Here is a 22633-nt window from a genome sequence, read left to right as displayed (position 1 = left end):
ACTTATCCGCACTTTCAAATATCAAGTTTTCAGGAGAATTTTGGATGATCAAACGTTTTACCCTTGCCCTTACCGTCGTCGCACTGGTTGCCGGATGCAGCTCTGGCGTGAAGCTGGACGATGTGCCTGTCGAAGACAAGAACGCCACCTCCACCATGGGCGGTAACAGTGGCGCCAACTCTGGCAATACCGCACAGAGTGGTGTGGCTGGTGTGGATCTTGGCCAGTCGGGCCGTGATGCTGCGGGGCCTGTCGGCGTGAGCCGCATTGTCTATTTTGACTACGACAGCTATGTGATCAAGCCGGAATTCCAGTCGCTGATCGAAGCGCATTCCCGCTTCATCAAGGCAGGTACCAACCGCAAGGTGATGATTGAAGGCCACACGGATGACCGTGGTGGTCGCGAGTACAACCTGGCGCTGGGCCAAAAGCGTGCCGAAGCGGTGCGCCGTTCGCTGGCTCTGTTGGGCGTGCAAGACAGCCAGGTGGAAGCCGTGAGCTTTGGGAAGGAAAAGCCTGCAGCCCAGGGTAACTCCGAGGACGCGCATGCGCAGAATCGCCGGGCAGAACTGTCCTACCGTTGATGCGCGCGATTTTTTTGTCCTATCGTCTCAAGGCGTTGGCGGCAGTAACGCTGTCGGCCGCATTGGTGTCTACGGGCCACGCCGCAATTTTCGAGGATGGCGAAGCTCGCCGTGCGATCCTCGAAATGCGGCAGCGTGTGGACAGCATGCAGCTGTCTCAACAACGGACTGCGGAAGAAATGCGCAGGCTTGGCGAAGAGAACGGCCAGCTGCGGCGCAGCCTGCTGGATCTACAAAGTCAGATCGATGCACTGCGCGCGGAGCAGTCAACGCTTCGTGGTCAGAATGAACAGCTGTTGCGCGATGCGGCTGATCTGCAGCGGCGCCAGAAAGACATTGCCCAAGGGGTAGACGACCGTCTGCGGCAGTTTGAACCGGTCAAGGTGACCTTGGATGGGCAGGAGTTCCAAGCAGATCCTGCGGAGAAAAAGGACTTTGAGACGGCGTTGGCCGTGTTTCGTTCGGGCAAGTTTCCAGAAGCCGGTGCGGCTTTTGCAGCCTTTGTCCGACAGTATCCACGCAGCGGCTTCGTGCCTTCGGCGCGCTTCTGGCTCGGGAACGCACAGTACGCTACCCGCGAGTACAAGGAAGCGATTGGCAATTTCAAGCTGATGTTGTCTGATGCCCCGAGTCACGCACGTGCGCCAGAGGCTGCTTTGTCCATTGCCAACTGCCAGATTGAACTCAAAGACACGCGAACGGCTCGCAAGACCCTGGAGGATCTCGTGCGCGCGTACCCGCAGTCCGAAGCTGCTGTGGCGGCCAAGGAACGCCTGTCGCGCTTGAAGTAATGGTCAGCGAAGCGCGTTTGCAGGCAGCACCACCCGCCGCGGGGGTGCTCGAAGATATAGCGCTTGAACGCCGTTTTGGCGGGCTGGAGCGACTGTATGGCGTAGAAGGGTCACGCCGCATCCGCAGGGCGCATGTGGCGGTGGTAGGTATCGGGGGGGTGGGCTCGTGGGCCGCGGAGGCCTTGGCGCGCAGTGGGGTGGGGGAGGTCACCTTGATCGATCTCGACCATGTGTCCGAGTCGAACATCAATCGCCAGATTCACGCGCTTACCGAAACGGTCGGACAGGCCAAGGTTCTGGCAATGCGCGACCGGATTTCCCAAATACACCCCCAATGCAAGGTCCACTGCATAGAGGATTTTGTGGAGCCCGGGAACTGGCCCAGTCTGCTCTCCCTGCCCGTTGATGCGGTGATTGATGCATGTGATCAAGTTCAAGCCAAGACGGCCATCGCGGTCTGGGCCCAAGCCCAGAAGGTTTTGCACATCACGGTTGGCGCGGCTGGGGGCAAACGCCATGCGCACCAAGTGGATGTGGACGATCTGGCCCGGACGACCCACGATCCTTTGCTGGCGCAACTTCGCTATCGCATGCGCAAGCATCACCGCGCAGCACGCGATGGTAAAAAAATAGGAGTAACTTGCGTCTTCAGCCGTGAAGCGGTGGCGCCGCCCGATGCGTCATGTAATTTAGAAGGAGATGGTTCCCTGAACTGTCATGGGTATGGCTCGGTCGTTGCGGTGACGGCCACCTTTGGTCAGTGTGCTGCGGGGTGGGTGCTGGACAAACTCGCCGCAACTTCCCAAAAGGCCGAAAAAACGACGCTATAATTCAAGGCTTTGCAGCAGTCTGCCAAGATTGGTTGCAATCGGTTGGGACGTTAGCTCAGTTGGTAGAGCAGCGGACTTTTAATCCGTTGGTCACTGGTTCGAATCCAGTACGTCCTACCACCCGATTCAAAGCATCAGTCGTTTGGTGCAAACAAAGGCCTCCTTGCGGAGGCCTTTGTTTTTTGCGCGATCCGCCTAGGCGGATGCACGCTGCCATGCAGCGTTGTTCCTGGCGCGCACTGGGTCGTATCAAGCCGCTGTATTAGGTTGTCTCATTGTGGGGGGCTGGGGAAAACAGATCCCAGCTGGCAATGAACAGGGCGGCGATGACTGGCCCAATCACGAAGCCGGTCAGGCCAAAGAGCGCCATGCCTCCCAGGGTGGATATCAGCACGACGTAGTCTGGCATTTTGGTGTCCTTGCCCACCAAAATGGGGCGCAGGACGTTGTCCACGAGGCCGATCACGCCAACGCCAAATGCGGTCAGTACCACGCCCTGCCATACAGCACCTGTCGCCAGAAAATAGATGGCCACCGGCACCCAGATCAGCCCGGCCCCGACAGCGGGCAGGAGTGACAGGAATGCCATGGATACGCCCCACAGCACGGGCCCCTGGATGCCCAGGATCCAGAAAATCAAGCCACCCAGTGCTCCTTGTGAAGCGGCCACAACGATGTTGCCTTTGACGGTGGCGCGGATGACGGTAGTGAACTTGCTCACCAATTGGCGCTTGTGTGTCTCATCCAGTGGCGTGGCTTGGCCAATGCGCAAGGCCAGGCTCGATCCGTCGCGGAGCAGGAAAAACAGCAGATACAGCATGATGCCGAAGCTCACGATGAATTGCAGTGTGTTTTGCCCAATGCTCAGTGCTTGTGTGGCAATAAATTGGCTCGCCTGGACGGCCACGGATGAAAACTTTTGTTGCAGTTCGCCAACGGTCGTGAGATTCAATCGGTCCAGCAGATTGGCTGCCCAAGCGGGCAGGGCGGCGATCACCTGCTGCAGATAGAGCCCAAAATTGAGCTGGCCGGAACGCATCCGCTCATAAATCACGGTGGCTTCCTGGGCCAGCGATACCGTGATGGCCGTCATGGGCAGGATGACTACGATCAGGCACAGTCCCAGCGTGCACAGCGCGGCAAGATTGTGCCTCCGGGGCATGCGCCGCAGCAGTTTGCGGTGCAGGGGGGCAAACAAGATTGCCAGGATAACGCCCCAGAAGACGGCTCCATGGAACTGCCAAAGGATGGCTCCGAAGGCGATGGTGACCAGGGCCAGCAGCAGCAAAAAGACTTTGTTCTGAAGGGTAGGTGGCGTCATGTGGGTAGGTGGCATTGAGATACCCGGAATGTACGCGAGCCCGGATTTCTATCTGATTTTTGCGCCAGCCCTGCCACGTCTGCCAAACCTTTTCCGTTGGGCGGTTGGCTGTTCAGTGGCACAATGGCGCCCGTACCAAGGCCCTTCCCCAGCCACAGTCGCATCCGCCAATCGGTTCAGCCGTGTCGCGGAAGGTTTCTCAACCAGCTAATGCTTTCCCAAGGAAAGCGGAGGTCAGCGGAATATGAGCGATACGACGTCCGTCTATCAAGCCTACCAAGGCAATACTTACCTCTTCGGCGGCAATGCGCCCTATGTCGAAGAAATGTACGAGAACTATCTCGCCAATCCAGGCAGCGTGCCTGACAACTGGCGTGAGTATTTCGATGCATTGCAGCATGTGCCTGCCGTTGATGGCTCCAACGCCAAGGACGTACCCCACCTCCCCGTCATCAATGCTTTTGCCGAGCGCGCCAAACAAGGCGGTACCAAGGTCGTGGTCGCCACGGGGGCTGATTCGGAACTGGGCCGCAAGCGCACTGCCGTTCAGCAACTGATCGCAGCCTACCGCAACGTTGGCCAACGCTGGGCCGACCTGGATCCGCTGAAGCGCACAGAGCGCCCCGCAATTCCTGAACTCGAACCTTCTTTCTATGGTTTCAGCGATGCTGACCAGGAAACCGTGTTCAACACCAGCAACACGTTCTTCGGCAAAGAATCGATGCCGCTGCGTGAGCTGATCAACGCGCTGCGCGAAACGTACTGCGGCTCCATCGGCGCTGAGTACATGTACGCCACCGACCAGAACCAGAAGCGCTGGTGGCAGGAAAAATTGGAAAAGATCCGCAGCAAGCCCAGCTTTGGTGTGGACAAGAAAAAGCAGATTCTTGACCGCCTGACGGCAGCCGAGGGTCTGGAGCGTTTTCTGCACACCAAATACGTCGGCCAGAAGCGTTTCTCCCTCGAAGGGGGCGAAAGCTTCATTGCCGCCATGGACGAACTGATCCAGTCAGCTGGCGCCAAGGGTGTGCAGGAAATCGTGATCGGCATGGCCCACCGTGGCCGCCTGAACGTGCTGGTCAACTCGCTGGGCAAGATGCCCAAGGACCTGTTTGCCGAGTTCGATCACACTGCCCCGGAAGAATTACCCGCCGGCGACGTGAAGTACCACCAGGGCTTCAGCTCGGACGTGACCACCCCTGGCGGCCCGGTTCACCTGTCGCTCGCGTTCAATCCATCCCATCTGGAAATCGTGAACCCTGTGGTCGAAGGTTCCGTGCGTGCCCGCATGGACCGCCGTGCCGATCCCCATGGCAAGCAAGTGCTGCCCGTGCTGGTGCACGGTGACGCGGCCTTTGCCGGCCAGGGGGTGAACCAGGAAACCCTGGCGCTGGCCCAGACTCGTGGCTACTACACGGGTGGCACGGTGCACATCATCATCAACAACCAGATTGGCTTCACCACGTCCGACCCGCGTGATACGCGTTCCACGCTGTACTGCACCGACATCGTGAAGATGATCGAGTCGCCCGTGCTGCACGTGAACGGTGATGACCCCGAGGCCGTGGTGCTGGCCACCCAGCTCGCTCTCGAGTTCCGCATGGAATTCAAGAAGGATGTGGTGGTGGACATCATCTGCTTCCGCAAACTGGGCCACAACGAGCAGGACACCCCAGCGCTGACCCAGCCGCTGATGTACAAGAAGATTGGTGCCCACCCTGGCACCCGCAGGCTGTATGCCGACAAACTGGCCGCGCAAGGCCTGGGCGAGACGCTGGGCGACGACATGGTCAAGGCCTATCGAGCCGCCATGGACGCGGGCAAGCACACGGTTGATCCGGTGCTGACCAACTTCAAGAGCAAGTACGCCGTGGACTGGAGCCCGTTCCTGGGCAAGAAGTGGACGGACGCAGGTGATACCGCCATCCCCTTGGCCGAGTGGAAGCGTCTGGCCGAGAAGATCACGACCATTCCTGAGAGCGTGACGCCACACCAGCTGGTCAAGAAGGTGTACGACGACCGCGCTGCCATGGGCCGTGGCGACATCCCTGTGGACTGGGGCATGGGCGAGCACATGGCGTTCGCGTCGCTGGTGGCCAGCGGCTACCCCGTGCGCCTGTCCGGCGAAGACTGTGGCCGTGGCACGTTCACGCACCGCCACTCGGTCATCCATGATCAGAAGCGCGAGAAGTGGGACATCGGTACCTACACGCCGCTGCAGAACGTGGCCGAGAACCAGGCTCCTTTTGTTGTCATCGACTCCATCCTGTCGGAAGAGGCGGTGCTGGGCTTTGAATACGGCTACGCATCCAACGATCCCAACACGCTGGTGATCTGGGAAGCCCAGTTCGGCGACTTCGCCAATGGTGCACAGGTTGTGATCGACCAGTTCATCGCCTCGGGCGAAGTGAAGTGGGGTCGTGTCAACGGCATCACGCTGATGCTGCCCCACGGCTACGAAGGCCAGGGCCCCGAGCACAGCTCGGCCCGCCTGGAGCGTTTCATGCAGCTGTCGGCCGATGCCAACATGCAAGTGGTGCAACCCACCACGGCCAGCCAGATCTTCCATGTGCTGCGCCGCCAGATGGTGCGAGATCTGCGCAAGCCGCTGATCATCATGACGCCCAAGTCGCTGCTGCGTAACAAGGACGCGACCTCGCCGTTGTCCGAGTTCACCAAGGGCAGCTTCCAGACCGTGATCCCTGAGCAGGATGAAGCCATTGTGAAAAAGGCTTCCAAGGTCAAGCGCATCATTGCCTGCTCGGGCAAGGTGTACTACGACCTGGTCAAGAAGCGCACCGAGCGCGAAGACGACGACGTGGTCATCCTGCGCGTGGAGCAGCTCTACCCCTTCCCGCACAAGGCGTTTGCCGCTGAAATCAAGCGCTATTCCAACGCCACGGATGTGGTGTGGTGCCAGGACGAGCCGCAAAACCAGGGTGCCTGGTTCTTCGTGCAGCACTACATCCACGAGAACATGCTCGAAGGCCAGAAGCTGGGCTATTCCGGCCGCGCGGCTTCGGCGTCGCCTGCCGTCGGTTACTCGCACCTGCACCAGGAACAACAAAAGGCGCTGGTGGACGGCGCGTTTGCCAAGCTCAAGGGTTTTGTCCTGACCAAATAAGGCCAGCTGCGACCCGACAACAGAACAAAACCCCATTCCGAAAGAATTGATATGGCTATCGTAGAAGTCAAAGTCCCCCAGCTGTCCGAATCCGTGGCCGAAGCCACCATGCTGACGTGGAAGAAAAAGGCCGGTGAGGCCGTGGCAGTGGATGAGATCCTGATCGAGATCGAGACCGACAAGGTCGTGCTCGAAGTGCCCGCACCCTCCGCAGGCGTGTTGACCGAAATCGTGCAGGGCGACGGCGCCACCGTGGTGGCCGACCAGCTCATCGCCAAGATCGACACCGAAGGCAAGGCTGGCGCTGCGGCTCCTGCCGCCGCTCCAGCGGTTGCCGCATCGGCACCCGTCGTTGTTGCCCCCGCACCTGCGGCCGCTGCTGGCGGCTCCAAGGGTGACGTGGCGATGCCCGCCGCCGCCAAGCTGCTGGCCGAGAACAACCTGTCCGCATCGGTCGTGGCCGGCAGCGGCAAGGATGGCCGCGTGACCAAGGGCGACGTGCTCAGCGCAGTGGCGGGTGGTGCTGCCAAGGCTGCTGTGGCCGCCCCAAGCGCTATTCCCACGGGCGTGCCTACCAAGGCACTGCCTCAGGTGTCGGCCCCTGCCGCCAAGGAAGACCTGGGTGACCGCCCTGAGCAGCGCGTGCCCATGAGCCGCCTGCGTGCCCGCGTGGCCGAACGTCTGCTGCAATCGCAGTCGACCAATGCCATCCTGACCACGTTCAACGAAGTGAACATGGCGCCGGTGATGGACATGCGCAAGAAGTTCCAGGACACCTTCACCAAGGAACATGGCGTGAAGATCGGCTTCATGAGCTTCTTCGTGAAGGCGGCTGTGCACGCCCTCAAGAAGTACCCTGTGCTGAACGCCTCGGTCGATGGCAACGACATCGTCTACCACGGCTACTTCGACATCGGTATCGCCGTGGGCTCGCCCCGTGGCCTGGTGGTGCCCATCCTGCGCAACGCCGACCAGATGAGCTTTGCCGACATCGAGAAGAAGATCGCCGAGTTCGGCAAGAAGGCCGCAGAAGGTAAGCTGGGCATCGAAGAAATGACCGGCGGCACGTTCTCGATTTCCAACGGTGGCACCTTCGGCTCGATGATGTCCACCCCCATCATCAACCCGCCCCAGTCGGCCATTCTGGGCGTGCACGCAACCAAGGACCGCGCGGTGGTGGAAAACGGCCAGATCGTCGTCCGTCCGATGAACTATCTGGCGATGTCCTACGACCACCGCATCATCGACGGCCGCGAAGCCGTGCTGGGACTGGTGGCGATGAAGGACGCGCTGGAAGATCCATCGCGCCTGTTGTTTGATATCTGAGGTGGACCTGCGATGCTGCAGGCTGTTTGTGCAACTGCGGCATCGCTTTTGTTGCTTACCTCGTGTGGCGTAGCAAAAGTCTCTTCACAGGCGGTCGGTGCTGAACTGCGTGGTAGCTACCGGTTGGTTTGCAACTCCTTGCAAGGTCCATTGGACGCTCTATCCCGCTTGCGAAAAGACTGTAGTTCCAATGCGGACATGGCAGGAATCCGTGTCAGCAAGGGCGATACCGGTCATTGGATCGTGACGAACTTCGCTGACCAGCCTCTGGCTGTTTCCGTTGAGTGGAAGCAAACGGTTGTTGAAGGCCATCCTTGCCTTGGCGCACCGTTTGTCTCTCTCTGCAAGGTCCCTCGTGGCATTTCAGTTTTTGGTGCCGTGGGTGGCGACACTCCGATCTCTTCCGCGACCGGGTATGTCTTTTTGAGTCAAGGGCTTATCGCCGATTTGATAAAGGTTGAAACAAATGAGTAAACAATTCGATGTCATCGTCATCGGCGGTGGCCCCGGCGGCTACGTTGCCGCCATCCGCGCTGCCCAGCTGGGCTTCAACGTGGCCTGTATCGACGAGTGGAAGAACGAAAAGGGCGGCCCGGCACCCGGAGGCACCTGCACCAACGTGGGCTGCATTCCCTCCAAGGCGCTGCTGCAGTCGTCCGAGCATTTCGAGCACGCCAACAAGCACTTTGCCGACCACGGCATCACCGCCACCGGCGTCAAGATGGACGTGGCCAAGATGATTGCCCGCAAGGACACCGTCGTGAAGCAGAACAACGATGGCATCCTGTACCTGTTCAAGAAGAACAAAGTCAGCTTCTTCCACGGCCGTGGCTCGTTCGTCAAGGCCGCCGAAGGTGGCTACGAGATCAAGGTGGCTGGCGCCGCTGAAGAGTCGATCACCGGCAAGCAAATCATCATCGCCACCGGCTCCAACGCCCGCGCGCTGCCCGGCGCGCCGTTCGATGAAGAGTTCGTGCTGTCCAATGACGGCGCGCTGCGCGTGGGCGCCGTGCCCAAGAAGCTCGGTCTCATCGGCTCGGGCGTGATCGGGCTGGAAATGGGCTCGGTGTGGCGCCGCCTGGGTGCCGAAGTCACCATCCTCGAAGGCCTGCCCACCTTCCTGGGCGCGGTGGATGAGCAGATCGCCAAGGAAGCCAAGAAGGCGTTCGACAAGCAGGGCCTGAAGATCGAGCTGGGCGTGAAGGTCGGCGAGATCAAGACCGGCAAGAAGGGCGTCTCCATTGCCTACACCAACGCCAAGGGCGAGGCCCTGTCGCTGGACGTGGACAAGCTCATCGTCTCCATCGGCCGCGTGCCCAACACCATCGGTCTGAACACCGAAGCCGTGGGCCTGGCCCTGGACGAACGCGGCGCCATTGTGGTGGATGCCGACTGCAAGACCAACCTGCCCGGCGTGTGGGCGGTGGGTGACGTGGTGCGAGGCCCGATGCTGGCCCACAAGGCCGAGGAAGAAGGCGTTGCCGTGGCCGAGCGCATTGCCGGCCAGCACGGGCATGTGAACTTCAACACCGTGCCCTGGGTGATCTACACCAGCCCCGAGATCGCCTGGGTGGGCCGTACCGAGCAGCAACTCAAGGCCGACGGCGTCAAGTACAAGGCGGGCACCTTCCCCTTCCTGGCCAACGGCCGGGCACGTGCGCTGGGCGACACCACCGGCATGGTCAAGATGCTGGCCGATGCCGACACCGATGAGATCCTGGGCGTGCACATCGTGGGCCCGCAGGCCAGCGAGCTGATCTCCGAAGCTGTGGTGGCCATGGAGTTCAAGGCCAGCAGCGAAGACATCGCACGCATCTGCCACGCGCACCCCAGCCTGAGCGAAGCCACCAAGGAAGCGGCCCTGGCGGTGGACAAGCGCACGCTGAACTTCTGATATCTTGAATAAAAAAGGGCTCCAGCGCTTGATAATCAAGCGCTGGTAGCTATTAAATTCATAGTATCAGAGTGGTGCCCATCCAGTGACTGTCAAACAGGCTTACCTGGCCGAGCTGGCCGCCAAAGGCTACCAAAGCGACCCCGCCCAACTGCGGGCCGTGGACGCACTGCAGCGCTGCGCGGACGAATGGGCTGCCTACAAAGCCCGGCGTTCCAATGCGCTCAAGAAGCTGATCAACCGCCCTGACATTCCGCGCGGCGTGTACATGTACGGCGGGGTGGGGCGTGGCAAGAGCTTCCTCATGGAATGCTTTTTTGATGCCGTGCCCCTGAAGCGCAAGGTGCGCCTGCACTTTCACGAGTTCATGCGCGAGGTGCACCGCGAGCTGGCAGCCTTGCAGGGCACGGTGAACCCGCTGGATGTGCTGGGCGAGCGCATTGCGCGGCGCTACAAACTCATCTGCTTTGATGAATTCCATGTGGCGGACATCACCGACGCGATGATCCTGCACCGCTTGCTGGCGGCACTGTTCGACAACGGTGTGGGTTTTGTCACCACCTCCAATTTCAAGCCCGACGACCTGTACCCCGGCGGCCTGCACCGCGACCGCATCCTGCCAGCGATTGCACTGCTCAACGAAAAGCTCGAAGTGGTCAATGTCGACAACGGCACCGACTACCGTCGGCGTACTCTGGAGCATGTGAGGCTGTACCACACGCCGCTGGGCCCCGAGGCGGATGCCGAGATGGGCCAGGCGTTCGACCAGCTGGCCGAAGTGCACGACGAAGATCCGGTGCTGCACATCGAGGCCCGCGAGATCCGGGCCCGCCGCAAGGCCGGCGGGGTGGTGTGGTTCGACTTCAAGACCCTCTGCGGCGGCCCCCGGTCGCAGAACGACTACCTGGAAATTGCGACGCAGTTCCATACCGTGCTGCTCTCCGACGTGCCCTACATGCCGGTGAGCATGGCTTCGCCTGCGCGGCGTTTTACCTGGCTCGTGGACGTGCTGTACGACCGGCGGGTCAAGCTCATCCTGTCTGCTGCGGTACCGCCCGAGCAGCTGTACACCGAAGGCCCTCTGGCGCATGAGTTTCCGCGCACGATTTCGCGGCTCAACGAGATGCAGTCGAAGGAATTCCTGGCGCTGGAGCGTCGCACTGTCGATACGGGGCTGACATGATCTTCAGGCGCTTGGTCTTCTCCACCATCTTCTCGCTGCTTGCCTGCGGGCTCACCGCTTCGGCTATCGCGCAGCCGGCGGCCCCGGGCGCGGAGGTCCACCGGCAGCAGCAGGCGGCTGCCACGGCGGCGCATCGCAAGGCAGAACACGACCGCATCCGCCACGAACGCGAGACCATCAAGGCCAAGCGCCAGCAGGATGAGTCGGCCTGTTACCAACGATTTTCCGTGGAGGACTGCCTGCGCACTGTGCGGGCCGGAGTGCGCGACGCAGAAGCCCGTCTGCGCGCGCAGGAAATTGAGCTCAATGATGCCGAGCGCAAGGAAAAAGCTGCGGAACGCCTCCAATCCATCGAAGAAAAGCAGGGGGCGGTACCGAGTCGTCCTGCAGAGGGCAGCAGCGCTGCCAGCGCCGTGTTGCGCAAGCCGTCGCAAGACCCCCAGGGCCTGAAGTCACAGCGTGACCATGAGGCTGAACAGCGGGCACAGCAGCAGCGCAGCAAGGTGCAAAAGCAGGCACAGGAGCAGGCAGCACGCACCAGTGGCAATGCCGAGCGTGCCGCAGAGGCTCGCGCACGCCATGCGCAAACACTTCAAGCGGCAGAGGAACGCCGCGCGCGTGTCGAGAAATCCCGCTCAGAGGCCGCCGCCCAGGGGCGCCTGCCCGCCGCGCCATTGCCAGCAGGCTCGGCAGCACGCTGACAGGGCGTGTGTCCCAGGGCGCTTGGCACGGCACGGTGCGTCGAGTCGGAGAGACGCCTGAAGAAGCAACGGCCCGGAAGGAATGGCGCCTGCGCCGCTCTGTTCGGTGGGGGTGCAAGCTTTTTGCTTGCCCGGCCAACACGTACGAATGAAAACTACTTCAAGGGCGGCCTGCGTCAGCGGGCACCAGGCGGACGACCTTTTTTTCTTCCGCCAGGGCCTCCATCTTCACGATGACCAGCGAAAGATTGTCGCCACCGCCTCGCGCGCGGGAACGGGCTTTTTCGATCAGGAATTCCGTGGCTTCCCGTGGCGAGAGAGAGTCCACCACGGAGCCGAGTTCGGTGGGGGAAAAGTAGTGCCATACCCCATCACTGCAGGCCATGAGCACATCGCCGGGCTGTAGCTGCGGGATCACATGGGTGGTGATGGGCGGGTCGCTTTCGGTGCCCAGGCAGCCGACCAGTATGTTCGAGTGTGGATGGTTGTTGGCCTCGGCTTCCGTCAGCTCTCCTCGGTCCACAAGGGCCTGGACATAGGAGTGGTCGCTGGTGCGGAACACCATGCGCGCGCCTTGGAAGTGATACAGGCGCGAGTCGCCAGCATGTACCCAGTGGCAGTCGCCCCGGGGGTTGATGAGGAAGGCCGCGATGGTGCTGTGTGGTTCCTGCTCGGCAGAGATGGCTGTGAGCCTGATCACGATGTGAGCTTCTTCCACCATGCTCTTGAGCATCGCCACGGGGTCGTCGGTGTCTGGCGAATAGCGCTCGAAGAGTTGGCGGGCCGTCATCATGACCTGGTCAGACGCCTTGCGCCCGCCACTTCGGCCCCCCATGCCATCGGCAATGACACCCAGCACGCAGCCGTTGTGCCGCTCGTGGGAGATCAAGGCCACCTGATCTTGCTGGTACTCCCGGTCACCCTTGTGGATGCCGGTGGACGCGATGAGGCGAAACGCTTTGGTCATGCTGGTGATTGTGGGGGCGCGTACGCAAACGGCCGTCGCGGAAAGGGTGCCAAACGCGTATTATCCGCCCGCCTGTGGCATTTTTGCCATCCCACGGCCCCCGCCTTGAACCCTAGCCTCCATTCCCCCCAGCGACAACTCATTGAGCTGCGCATCGAGCATGCTGATCTGGATGCGTTGATCGACCTGTGTGCACCTGAGGGGGCGCCGGACGAATTCACGCTGCGCCGCCTGAAAAAGCGCCGCCTCGCTCTGCGCGATGCCCTGGATCGCCTGGAACGGGATCTCCAGCCCCAAGAGCCCGCCTGATGGCTCTGATGGAGATGGTGCAGGAGGTGTTTGCCCCCGGCGGTGTGTTGGCGCGGGCGGATGTGCACTTCCAGCCCCGGGAAGGGCAGACGGAAATGGCCATGGCCGTGGCGCACACCATTGAAATGGGTGGCGCGCTGGTGGTGGAGGCGGGGACGGGGGTGGGCAAGACGTTCTCCTATCTCGTGCCGGCACTTCTGAGTGGCGAGCGGGTGCTGCTGTCCACTGCCACCAAGGCGCTGCAGGACCAGCTGTTTGCGCGCGATCTTCCGCGCCTGGCGCAGACCCTGGGCCTGCCGGTGCGCATGGCGCTTCTCAAGGGCAGGGCGAGTTATCTGTGCCTGTACCGGATGGAGCTGGCGCGCCAGGACGTATCCGCTCGTGAGCCTGGCGTGGCGCGTGTGCTGGCCAAGGTGGAGGGTTGGTCGCACGCCACGCGCTCGGGTGATCTTGCGGAACTGACGGGGCTGGACGAACGGTCGCCCGTGATACCGCTGGTTACTTCCACCCGCGAGAACTGCCTGGGCTCGCAGTGCCCCCGCTTTCGTGAATGCCATGTGCATCTGGCGCGGCGCGAGGCGTTGGCTGCGGACATCGTGGTCATCAATCACCACCTCTTTTTTGCCGATGTAGCCGTGCGCGAGTCGGGTATGGCCGAACTTTTGCCGACGGTGCGCGTGGTGGTGTTTGACGAGGCGCACCAGATCAACGAGACGGGCGTGCAGTTTCTGGGGCTGACGCTGTCCACGGGCCAGCTGATCGATTTTGGCAGGGATCTGCTGGCAGCCGGGCTCCAGCATGCGCGGGGCCTTGCCGATTGGTCAGGGCTTGCCAGCCAGGTAGATCTGTCTGCCAGGGATTTGCGCCTGGCGGCGGGAGATATGCGGGGCGGTGCAAAGCTGCGCTGGACCGATGAAACACCCGAGGGGGTCGGGCAGGATGAATGGCTCGTGGCCATCCGCCGCATGGCGCTAGCCTGCGCCCAGGCTCAGGAGGCACTCGACACCGTCAGCGAAATAGCGCCCGACTTCGTGCGCTTGTACGAGCGGGGGACAGAGCTGCTGGCGCGCTTGGCCCATTTTTCTGGTCCTGGCAACCCGGATACGGTGCGCTGGGTCGATGTGGGGGCGCAATTGCGCTTGACGGAATCCCCCCTCGACATTGCCGAGGCCATGCGCACGCGCCTGCTGGCTGCACCCGCAGAACCGGTGGGAGAAGATGGATGGCCCGGGGAGCCTGCCGCAGGGCCCGGCAGGGCCTGGATTTTTACCTCGGCCACCTTGGGCGATGACGAACACTTGAGCTGGTTCACGGAGCGGGCGGGTTTGCAGGACGCACAGGTCCTGCGGGTCGCGAGCCCGTTCGACTATGCGTCCCAGGCGGCCCTGTATGTGCCACGCCACCTGCCGCCTCCGGCCGACCCTTCGCACAGCGCGGTGCTTGCGCAATGGGTGGCACATGCTGCAGCGCAGCTGGGCGGCCGCACACTGGTTCTGACGACGACACTCAAGGCCCTGCGCACGATTGGCGACGCGCTGACAAGTCAGTTTGTCGCGTCAGGGGCGCTGGAAGTGCTGGTGCAGGGCGAATGGCCCAAGCGCCGGCTGATGGAGCGCTTTCGCGAAGGCAGCGATCATGGGCAGCGAGGCTGCGTGCTGGTGGCGTCTGCCACGTTCTGGGAGGGTTTTGACGTGCCGGGCGATGCGTTGCAACTCGTCGTGATCGACAAGCTTCCTTTTCCTCCTCCGGGAGATCCCTTGGTGGAGGCACGCACGCAGCGCATTGAAAAATCTGGTGGAAAAGCGTTCAAGTCGTATGCGCTGCCCGAGGCGGCCGTCGCGCTCAAGCAGGGGGCGGGGCGGTTGATACGGCGTGAGTCCGACCAGGGCATTCTGGTGGTAGGTGACACCCGCCTGGTCACCATGGGCTATGGCAAGCGCCTGCTGGCGGCCTTGCCTCCGATGCGGCGCCTGGAGTCGGAGCCAGAGTTTGACGCCGCCCTTCAGGTGCTTACCAGACCTTCCACCACGGTTCAGCCTTTTCCTTGAGGCCGCCGCGCAGATAGGCGCTTTGGGGGTAAGAGGTGTCCATCACGCGGCGCGCATCGTCACGCAGCTGTGTCATGCCCAGCGCGTCGTAGGACTGGATGAGGATGTACAGCGCTTCTTCCAAGGCTGGCACGCCCTGGTAGTCCGCCAAGGCCAGCTGCGCGCGGCTGATGGCCGCCACGTAGGCACCGCGCCGGAAGTAGTAGCGCGCCACATGCACTTCATACTGCGCCAGCGAGTTCACGATGTAGGTCATGCGCTGGCGTGCGTCCTGCGCGTAGCGGGATTCCGGGAAGCGGGTGGCCAACTCGCTGAAGGCCTCGAAGGAGTCCTTTGCCGCTTTCTGGTCGCGCTCGGAAAGATCCTGGCGAGAGATGAACGAGAACAGACCGAGGTTGTCGTTGAAATTCACCAGGCCCTTGAGATACAGCGCATAGTCAAGAGCGGGGCTGGCAGGATGCAGCTTCATGAAGCGGTCCAGCGTCGCGATGGCCTGGGCTTTTTCGCCAGCCTTGTAGTGCGCGTAGGCCTTGTCGATCTGGGCCTGCTGGGCCAGTGGAGTGCCTGCGGCACGTCCTTCGAGCTTTTCGAGCAAGGGAACGGCCTTGTCGTAGGCTCCGCTGTTCATTTCGTCCTGTGCCTCCGAATGGATGCGGTTGGGGCTCCAGTTGGCCGTTTTGTCTTCGGTCGTGCTGGAGCAACCTGCCAGCAGACCGGCAAGCAGCAGGGCAGAAACGAGGGGCAGTGGGGCACGCAGCATCGCAGGCAGCTTTCAGCAAAAGAGGAAACAGGGGTGCAGGATATCTATGTCTGGGCTGGTCCAGCGGACCGACCGCCCTTGGTATCCGGGGCACAAAAGCATTGTACCGGGGGCGGCACCTGTCAAGAGGCGTTGCGCGGCGAGCTTTCGCCCGGGGAGAGGTGCCGGGCTTTCTACAATGGCCCCATGTTTGTTCACTTGCGCCTGCACACCGAGTTTTCCGTCGTCGACGGTACCAATCGAATCGATGAGGTGGCCAAGGCGGCTGCCAAAGACGGCCAGCCTGCCTTGGCCATCACCGATCTCAACAATCTTTTTGGCGCGATCAAGTTCTACAAGGAGGCGCGGGGCAAGGGCGTCAAGCCTATCCTCGGGGCCGAGATTTTTCTGGAAGGTGAGGCGGGCGCAGCGCCCTCGCGCTTGATAGTCTTGGTGCAGAACCGGCAGGGCTACCTCAATCTGTCCGAACTGCTGGCGCGTGCGTGGACGCGCAATGTCGTCAAAAATCTGGCGCTGTGCACCTGGGCCTGGCTGGAAGAGCTATCCGAGGGGCTGATTGCCCTGGCCGGGGCGCAGGCAGGGCCTGTGGGGCAAGCACTTCTGAAGGGTGATGAGTCGGGGGCCGCCCAGGTTGCCCTGCGCCTGGCGGGGTTGTTTCCTCACCGGTTTTACATCGAGTTGCAGCGGGCGGGCCGCGTGGACGATGAAAGCCATGTGGTGGCCGCAGCCCAGCTGGCAGCGCGCCTGAGTTTGCCGGTGGTGGCGACCCATCCGGTGCAATTTGCCACGGCGGACGACTATGAAGCCCATGAGGCCCGCATCTGCATCGCCGAGGGCGAGATCCTGGCGAACCCGCGCCGGGTTCGCAAGTTCACCCGGGATCAGTATTTCAAATCGACGGCCGAGATGGAGGCCCTGTTTGCCGATGTGCCCTCTGCCATCGCGAACACCGTGGAAATTGCCCAGCGCTGCAATCTCACCCTGGTGCTGGGAAAGCCGCAATTGCCAGACTTTCCCACGCCCAACGGCATGCCGATCGACGAGTATTTCCGCGTGGCATCGTTCGACGGTCTGGAGGAGCGGCTGAAGCTGCTGTTCCCCAAAGAGGCTGAGCGGGACCAGCAGCGCCCGCGTTATGTGGAACGCCTGGAGTTCGAGATCGGAACCATTCTCAAGATGGGTTTTCCGGGCTACTTCCTCATCGTGGGGGACTTCATCCAGTGGGCCAAGAACAATGGCTGCCCCGTGGGGCCTGGCCGGGGATCGGGCGCGGGCTCTCTGGTGGCGTATGCCCTCAAGATCACCGACCTGGACCCCCTGCAGTACAACCTGCTGTTCGAGCGGTTTTTGAACCCTGAACGGGTGTCCATGCCCGACTTCGACATCGATTTTTGCCAGTCCAACCGCGACCGGGTGATCGACTATGTGAAGGATAAGTACGGCAAGAACGCCGTGAGCCAGATTGCCACCTTTGGGACCATGGCTGCCAAGGCGGCCATCCGCGACGTGGGCCGGGTGATGGACATGAGTTACATGTTCTGCGATGGCATTTCCAAGCTTGTGCCGGGCAAGCCCGGCATGTCCTACACCCTGGCATACCCGCCCGAGGTGAAAAAGGACGGCGACAAGAACAACTACGCGCTGGAGCTGGAGCCGCTGCTGTACGAACGCGTGCAGAAGGAAGAAGACGTCAAGACCATCATCGAGATGGCGCAGAAGCTCGAGGGCATGACCCGCAACATCGGCATGCACGCGGGCGGGGTGTTGATTGCACCTGGCAAGCTCACGGACTTCTGCCCGCTCTACCAGCAGCCTGGCAGCGAATCGGCCGTGAGTCAGTACGACAAGGACGACGTGGAAGCCATTGGCCTCGTGAAGTTCGACTTCTTGGGCCTGGCCACCCTCACCATTCTGGAAATCGCGCGTGAGTTCATCATCAAACGCCACAAGGGCCAGGAGAACTTTGCCTTCGAGACCATTCCGCTGGACGATGGTCCCACATATCGGCTGTTTTCCGACGGCAAGACTGAGGCCGTGTTCCAGTTTGAAAGCCGCGGCATGCAGGGCATGCTCAAGGAAGCGAAGCCGAGCCGGCTGGAAGACTTGATTGCGCTGAACGCGCTGTACCGTCCAGGTCCCATGGACCTGATCCCGAGTTTCGTGAACCGCAAACACGGCAAGGAAGTGGTGGAGTATCCCCATCCGCTGGTGGAGCCCGTGCTGGCCGAGACCTACGGGATCATGGTGTACCAGGAACAGGTGATGCAGACCGCCCAGGTGCTCGGGGGATACAGCTTGGGTGGTGCCGACATGTTGCGCCGCGCCATGGGCAAGAAGAAGGCCGAGGAGATGGCCGAGCACCGGGAGATCTTCCGAAAGGGTGCGGCCGAAAAGAACATCAGCCAGGAGAAAGCTGACGAAGTGTTCGATCTGATGGAGAAGTTCGCAGGCTACGGCTTTAACAAGTCACACGCGGCTGCTTACTCCCTGTTGGCTTATCACACGGGTTGGCTCAAGGTGCACTTCACCGCAGAGTTCTTCTGCGCCAACATGACGGTCGAAATGGACGACACCGACAAGCTCAAGGTGCTGTTTGAAGACGCGCAGAAAATGGGGCTCTCGTTCGAGCCTCCGGACGTCAACCGAGGTTTCTACCGGTTCGAGCCCGTGACCGACAAAATCATCCGCTATGGCCTGGGCGCCGTTAAAGGCACCGGCCAGCAGGCCATCGAGGCCATGGTGGCTGCGCGCGAAGGACGCGGTGAGGGGCCGCATGGCACCACTACCGGGCCCTTCAAGAGTTTGTTCGAGTTCTGTCTGCGTGTGGACAAGGCGCGCATGAACAAACGCACGGTGGAGGCGCTGATCAAGGCGGGTGCTTTTGATTCGATCAACATGAACCGGGCAGCGATGGTGGCGTCCATCGACCGGGCTTTTGACTTTGCGGCCGCCACGCTGGCCAACGTGAACCAGGGTGGGTTGTTCGACATGATGGGTGACGATGCCCATGGTTCCAGCACGCAGGAGCCTGAACTGGTGGACGCGGTTCCCTGGGGGATCAAGGAACGACTCACCCTGGAGAAAACGGCGGTCGGGTTCTATCTGTCGGGCCATTTGTTCGATGAAGTGGCCACCGAGGTGCGCCGCTTTGTGCGCACCCAGATCGACGAGTTGCTGGACAGCCGCGAACCCCAGGTTCTGGCCGGAATCATCAGTGATTTCCGGGTCATCAATGGACAGCGGGGCAAACTGGGCCTGTTCAAACTGGATGACAAGTCTGCCGTCATTGAGGCGTCTGCCGATGAGGCCTTGCTCAACACGTACCGAAATCAGCTCAAGGAAGATGAGTTCGTGGTGATGATGGGACGCCTGCAACTTGACCACTTCAGCGGTGGCCTGCGCGTGAAAGTGCAGCAGGTGTGGGACTTGGCTGGGGCACGCTGCCGGTTTGGCAAATACCTGCATGTGATGGTGGGGGACAAGGTGCCGGATGTTCCGCGTTTGGTGCAGGAGTTTCCTCCCCGGCGGGAGGAGGTTGCCGAAGGCGAATTGATGCATGGCCTGCGCGTGCGCATGGGCGTGCGCTGCAAGGCCGAAGATGCAACTGCCGTCGCTGAACTGCAATTGGGCGAAAACGCACGCTTTTTCCCTACTGACGCCGCTTTGGCTGCCTGGACGGCGCAGGTGGGGTCGGGGTCGGCTGCGGTGGTTTACGAGTAAGGCAGCGCTTCCCAAAATATCCGGGGCAACTTGGCTTGAAAAATACAGGGTCAACAACCAACTTCTCTTGCGGCAGCCCCTCGCGTGGGTCGCTAGAATGATTTTCATGGCAACAAAACCACCTTCACCCCCCACCGCGCCGCCCGTGACCCGGCCAGCGCGGGATGATGGCGGTTCGGTCGTGCTCGAAAGACGCACACAGAAGACCCAGCCGCCCCAGATGTACCAGGTGGTCATGCTCAATGATGACTACACCCCCATGGAGTTTGTCATCGTCGTATTGCAGGAGTTTTTCAGCAAGGACCGTGAACAAGCCACCCAGATCATGTTGAAGATCCATCTCGATGGCAAAGGCGTCTGCGGCGTGTACTCCCGCGATGTGGCTGCCACCAAGGTGGAACAAGTGCTTGACGCCGCCCTCAAGGCGGGCCACCCACTGCAATGTGTCAGTGAGCCTGTTGAATAACAGGTTTTTGATCCCGATCTACAGTTATCCCTTCCACGCAAGCACAAAGGAGTTCACATGATTGCCCAGGAACTGGAAGTCAGCTTGCACATGGCCTTTGTTGAGGCCCGCCAGCAGCGCCACGAGTTCATTACCGTGGAGCATCTGTTGCTTGCATTGCTCGATAATCCCAGCGCAGCGGAGGTGCTGCGCGCTTGTTCTGCCAACATCGATGATCTGCGTTCATCGCTGGCGAATTTCATCAAAGACAACACGCCTCAGGTGGCTGGCACCGATGAGGTGGACACCCAGCCTACGCTGGGCTTCCAGCGTGTGATCCAGCGCGCCATCATGCACGTGCAGTCCACGGGCAATGGCAAGAAGGAGGTGACGGGTGCCAACGTGCTCGTGGCCATCTTTGGCGAAAAGGATTCGCACGCCGTGTACTACCTGCACCAGCAGGGCGTGACGCGCCTGGATGTGGTCAATTTCATTGCCCACGGTATCAAGAAGGGCGAGCCGCCGGAGCCGGCCAAGGCCGAAAACCCGTCTGAAAGCGAAGAGGGGGGCGCGTCCGAGCGCAACGAGAAAGCGTCGCCACTGGAGCAGTTCACCCAGAACCTGAACCAGGCCGCCAAGGAAGGCAAGATCGATCCGCTGATCGGTCGCCACTACGAGGTGGAGCGCACCATTCAGATCCTGTGCCGCCGCCGCAAGAACAACCCGCTGCTGGTGGGTGAAGCCGGCGTGGGCAAGACCGCGATTGCCGAGGGCCTGGCATGGCGCATCACGCAGAACGACGTGCCCGAGATCCTCGCCGAGGCCGTGGTGTATTCGCTCGACATGGGTGCGCTGCTCGCGGGCACCAAGTACCGGGGCGATTTCGAGCAGCGCCTGAAAGGCGTGCTCAAGTCGCTCAAGGACAAACCCAACGCCATCTTGTTCATCGACGAGATTCACACCCTGATCGGTGCGGGTGCGGCCTCGGGTGGCACGCTCGATGCGTCGAACCTGCTCAAGCCCGCGCTCTCCAGCGGCCAGCTCAAGTGCATCGGCGCGACCACTTTCACGGAATACCGTGGCATCTTTGAAAAGGATGCAGCGCTGTCGCGCCGTTTCCAGAAGGTGGACGTGGTCGAGCCCAGCGTGGCCGAAACCATCGACATTCTCAAGGGCCTGAAGTCGCGCTTTGAAGAGCACCACAGCGTCAAATACGCGGCGGCGGCCCTGCAGGCGGCAGCTGAGCTCAGCGCCAAGTACATCAATGATCGCCATCTGCCCGACAAGGCCATCGACGTCATCGATGAAGCGGGTGCGGCGCAGCGCATCATGGTGCCGAGCAAGCGCAAGAAGACCATTGGCAAGGCAGAGATCGAAGAGATTGTGGCCAAGATCGCGCGCATACCGCCCGCCAATGTCTCCAATGACGACCGCGGCAAGTTGCAGACGCTGGAACGTGACCTGAAGAGCGTGGTGTTCGGGCAGGACAAAGCCCTGGAAGTGCTTGCCAGTTCAGTGAAGATGGCGCGGTCTGGCCTGGGCAAGGGCGACAAGCCGATCGGCTCGTTCCTGTTCAGCGGCCCCACGGGCGTGGGCAAGACCGAAGCCGCCAAGCAGCTGGCCTACATCATGGGCATCGAGCTCCTGCGCTTCGACATGTCGGAATATATGGAACGTCATGCCGTGAGCCGCCTGATTGGTGCGCCTCCGGGCTATGTCGGGTTCGACCAGGGCGGCCTGTTGACCGAAGCCATCACGAAGAAGCCACACGCTGTGCTGCTGCTCGACGAAATCGAGAAGGCGCATCCGGACATCTTCAACGTGCTGCTGCAGGTCATGGACCACGGCACGCTGACGGACAACAACGGCCGCAAGGCCGACTTCCGCAACGTCCTGATCATCATGACGACGAACGCCGGCGCCGAGACCATGAACAAGGCGACCATCGGCTTCACCAACCCGCGCCAGGCGGGCGACGAGATGGGCGACATCAAGCGCCTGTTCACGCCCGAGTTCCGCAACCGGCTGGACGCCATCGTCAACTTCAAGGCGCTGGATGAGCAGATCATCCTGCGCGTGGTGGACAAGTTCTTGCTGCAGCTGGAGACGCAACTGGCCGAGAAGAAGGTGGAAGTCACCTTCACCGACACGCTGCGCAAGCACCTGGCCAAGAAGGGCTTCGATCCGCTGATGGGTGCCCGCCCTATGCAACGCCTGATCCAGGACACGATCCGCCGTGCGCTGGCCGATGAGTTGCTGTTCGGTCGCCTGACGGAAGGTGGACGCCTGACGGTCGATATCGAGCTGAAGACCGACGACAAGGGCGTGGAAACCTCCGAGGTATTGCTGGATATCCAGCCGCTGGCCAAGAAGGAGCGCTCCGCGAAGTCCGAGCCCGCCGAGCCTGAGGAAGCCACGGCAGACTGATAGGCATTGGCGCCGCTGGCGCTTTGGCAACACGCACCGGCCCCCTCCTGAAGCCAGCCATCATTGCGATGGCTGGCTTTTTTTCGCCCCTGCGTCGCGCACCGGTTTCGCCATCCGCCATGCTGCATCTGCAGCTTGGTTGCGAAACCTGCAGGGACAGGCATTGATCCGCCGCGTCAGCGAATCGGTGGGTGCGGACGCCG

General features: G+C 61.5%; 17 protein-coding genes and 1 tRNA gene. 15 read left to right on the top strand and 3 right to left on the bottom strand.

Features of this window, described 5'->3' with window-relative positions:
- The first annotated feature begins 44 nt into the window (after window positions 1-44).
- The 4 genes from pal to ASE52_RS06870 all read left to right on the top strand — a co-directional run bounded on the left by pal (window position 45) and on the right by ASE52_RS06870 (window position 2325).
- A complete protein-coding gene (gene pal / locus ASE52_RS06885) occupies window positions 45-584 on the top strand; it encodes a peptidoglycan-associated lipoprotein Pal (protein WP_010465528.1) in 540 nt (179 codons plus the stop codon).
- Window positions 584-1375 carry a tol-pal system protein YbgF gene (ybgF, locus tag ASE52_RS06880; protein ID WP_010465526.1) on the top strand — a complete coding sequence of 264 codons (792 nt, stop codon included), beginning with the start codon at window positions 584-586 and terminating at the stop codon, window positions 1373-1375. The genes pal and ybgF overlap by 1 nt, the downstream gene beginning before the upstream one ends.
- Window positions 1375-2205 carry a tRNA threonylcarbamoyladenosine dehydratase gene (locus ASE52_RS06875; RefSeq protein WP_057224729.1) on the top strand — a complete coding sequence of 277 codons (831 nt, stop codon included), beginning with the start codon at window positions 1375-1377 and terminating at the stop codon, window positions 2203-2205. The genes ybgF and ASE52_RS06875 overlap by 1 nt, the downstream gene beginning before the upstream one ends.
- 44 nt (window positions 2206-2249) lie before the next feature.
- Window positions 2250-2325: transfer RNA gene (locus ASE52_RS06870), tRNA-Lys, on the top strand.
- 142 nt (window positions 2326-2467) lie between these two features.
- Here ASE52_RS06870 and ASE52_RS06865 read toward each other — a convergent pair.
- Window positions 2468-3526, bottom strand: a complete 1059-nt coding sequence (locus ASE52_RS06865; RefSeq protein ID WP_057224728.1) for an AI-2E family transporter — start codon at window positions 3524-3526, stop codon at window positions 2468-2470.
- A 244-nt stretch (window positions 3527-3770) separates the two neighbouring features.
- Here ASE52_RS06865 and ASE52_RS06860 point away from each other — a divergent pair, with 244 nt between their 5' ends.
- From ASE52_RS06860 to ASE52_RS06840, 6 genes are all read left to right on the top strand, one after another.
- Window positions 3771-6650: a 2-oxoglutarate dehydrogenase E1 component gene (locus tag ASE52_RS06860; protein ID WP_010465520.1), complete on the top strand. Its 2880-nt coding sequence runs from the start codon at window positions 3771-3773 to the stop codon at window positions 6648-6650.
- 51 nt (window positions 6651-6701) lie between these two features.
- Window positions 6702-7976, top strand: coding sequence for a 2-oxoglutarate dehydrogenase complex dihydrolipoyllysine-residue succinyltransferase (gene odhB, locus ASE52_RS06855; RefSeq protein WP_057224726.1), 1275 nt, complete (start codon window positions 6702-6704; stop codon window positions 7974-7976).
- A gap of 12 nt (window positions 7977-7988) precedes the next feature.
- Window positions 7989-8450, top strand: a complete 462-nt coding sequence (locus ASE52_RS25525; protein ID WP_140426150.1) for a hypothetical protein — start codon at window positions 7989-7991, stop codon at window positions 8448-8450.
- Window positions 8443-9870 carry a dihydrolipoyl dehydrogenase gene (gene lpdA / locus ASE52_RS06850; protein WP_057224724.1) on the top strand — a complete coding sequence of 476 codons (1428 nt, stop codon included), beginning with the start codon at window positions 8443-8445 and terminating at the stop codon, window positions 9868-9870. Before ASE52_RS25525 ends, lpdA begins: the two co-directional genes overlap by 8 nt.
- Window positions 9871-9955: 85 nt before the next feature.
- On the top strand, window positions 9956-11053 hold the full coding sequence (zapE, locus tag ASE52_RS06845) for a cell division protein ZapE (protein WP_010465513.1): 1098 nt from the start codon (window positions 9956-9958) through the stop codon (window positions 11051-11053).
- On the top strand, window positions 11050-11754 hold the full coding sequence (locus ASE52_RS06840; protein WP_057224722.1) for a hypothetical protein: 705 nt from the start codon (window positions 11050-11052) through the stop codon (window positions 11752-11754). The genes zapE and ASE52_RS06840 overlap by 4 nt, the downstream gene beginning before the upstream one ends.
- A 160-nt stretch (window positions 11755-11914) precedes the next feature.
- Here ASE52_RS06840 and ASE52_RS06835 read toward each other — a convergent pair whose 3' ends face one another.
- Window positions 11915-12721, bottom strand: a complete 807-nt coding sequence (locus ASE52_RS06835) for a protein phosphatase 2C domain-containing protein (protein ID WP_010465509.1) — start codon at window positions 12719-12721, stop codon at window positions 11915-11917.
- A gap of 105 nt (window positions 12722-12826) precedes the next feature.
- Here ASE52_RS06835 and ASE52_RS24970 point away from each other — a divergent pair, with 105 nt between their 5' ends.
- Both ASE52_RS24970 and ASE52_RS06825 read left to right on the top strand, forming a co-directional pair.
- A complete protein-coding gene (locus ASE52_RS24970) occupies window positions 12827-13030 on the top strand; it encodes a YdcH family protein (protein WP_081474686.1) in 204 nt (67 codons plus the stop codon).
- The gene (locus ASE52_RS06825; RefSeq protein WP_057224720.1) at window positions 13030-15078 is read left to right on the top strand and encodes an ATP-dependent DNA helicase; all 2049 of its coding nucleotides are present in this window, start codon (window positions 13030-13032) and stop codon (window positions 15076-15078) included. Before ASE52_RS24970 ends, ASE52_RS06825 begins: the two co-directional genes overlap by 1 nt.
- Here the strand turns inward: ASE52_RS06825 and ASE52_RS06820 are convergent.
- The gene (locus ASE52_RS06820; RefSeq protein WP_057224718.1) at window positions 15041-15838 is read right to left on the bottom strand and encodes an outer membrane protein assembly factor BamD; all 798 of its coding nucleotides are present in this window, start codon (window positions 15836-15838) and stop codon (window positions 15041-15043) included. The two genes, ASE52_RS06825 and ASE52_RS06820, sit on opposite strands and share 38 nt — an antisense overlap.
- 186 nt (window positions 15839-16024) lie before the next feature.
- Here ASE52_RS06820 and dnaE point away from each other — a divergent pair, with 186 nt between their 5' ends.
- The 3 genes from dnaE (at window position 16025) to clpA (ending at window position 22430) form a co-directional block, all read left to right on the top strand.
- Entirely contained in the window at window positions 16025-19558 is a 3534-nt protein-coding gene (gene dnaE, locus ASE52_RS06815) for a DNA polymerase III subunit alpha (protein WP_057224716.1), read from the top strand.
- A gap of 97 nt (window positions 19559-19655) precedes the next feature.
- Window positions 19656-20024, top strand: a complete 369-nt coding sequence (gene clpS, locus ASE52_RS06810) for an ATP-dependent Clp protease adapter ClpS (RefSeq protein ID WP_029414237.1) — start codon at window positions 19656-19658, stop codon at window positions 20022-20024.
- Window positions 20025-20081: 57 nt separating this feature from the next.
- Window positions 20082-22430 (top strand): ATP-dependent Clp protease ATP-binding subunit ClpA, encoded by a 2349-nt coding sequence (clpA, locus tag ASE52_RS06805; protein WP_010465500.1) that lies wholly within the window; start codon window positions 20082-20084, stop codon window positions 22428-22430.
- Window positions 22431-22633: the final 203 nt, after the last annotated feature.

Source organism: Acidovorax sp. Root275, assembly GCF_001428965.1.
Taxonomy (GTDB): Bacteria; Pseudomonadota; Gammaproteobacteria; order Burkholderiales; family Burkholderiaceae_C; genus Acidovorax; species Acidovorax radicis.
The sequence above is the reverse complement of the archived record's forward strand: the minus strand, read 5'-3'. Positions and strand labels throughout refer to the sequence as shown.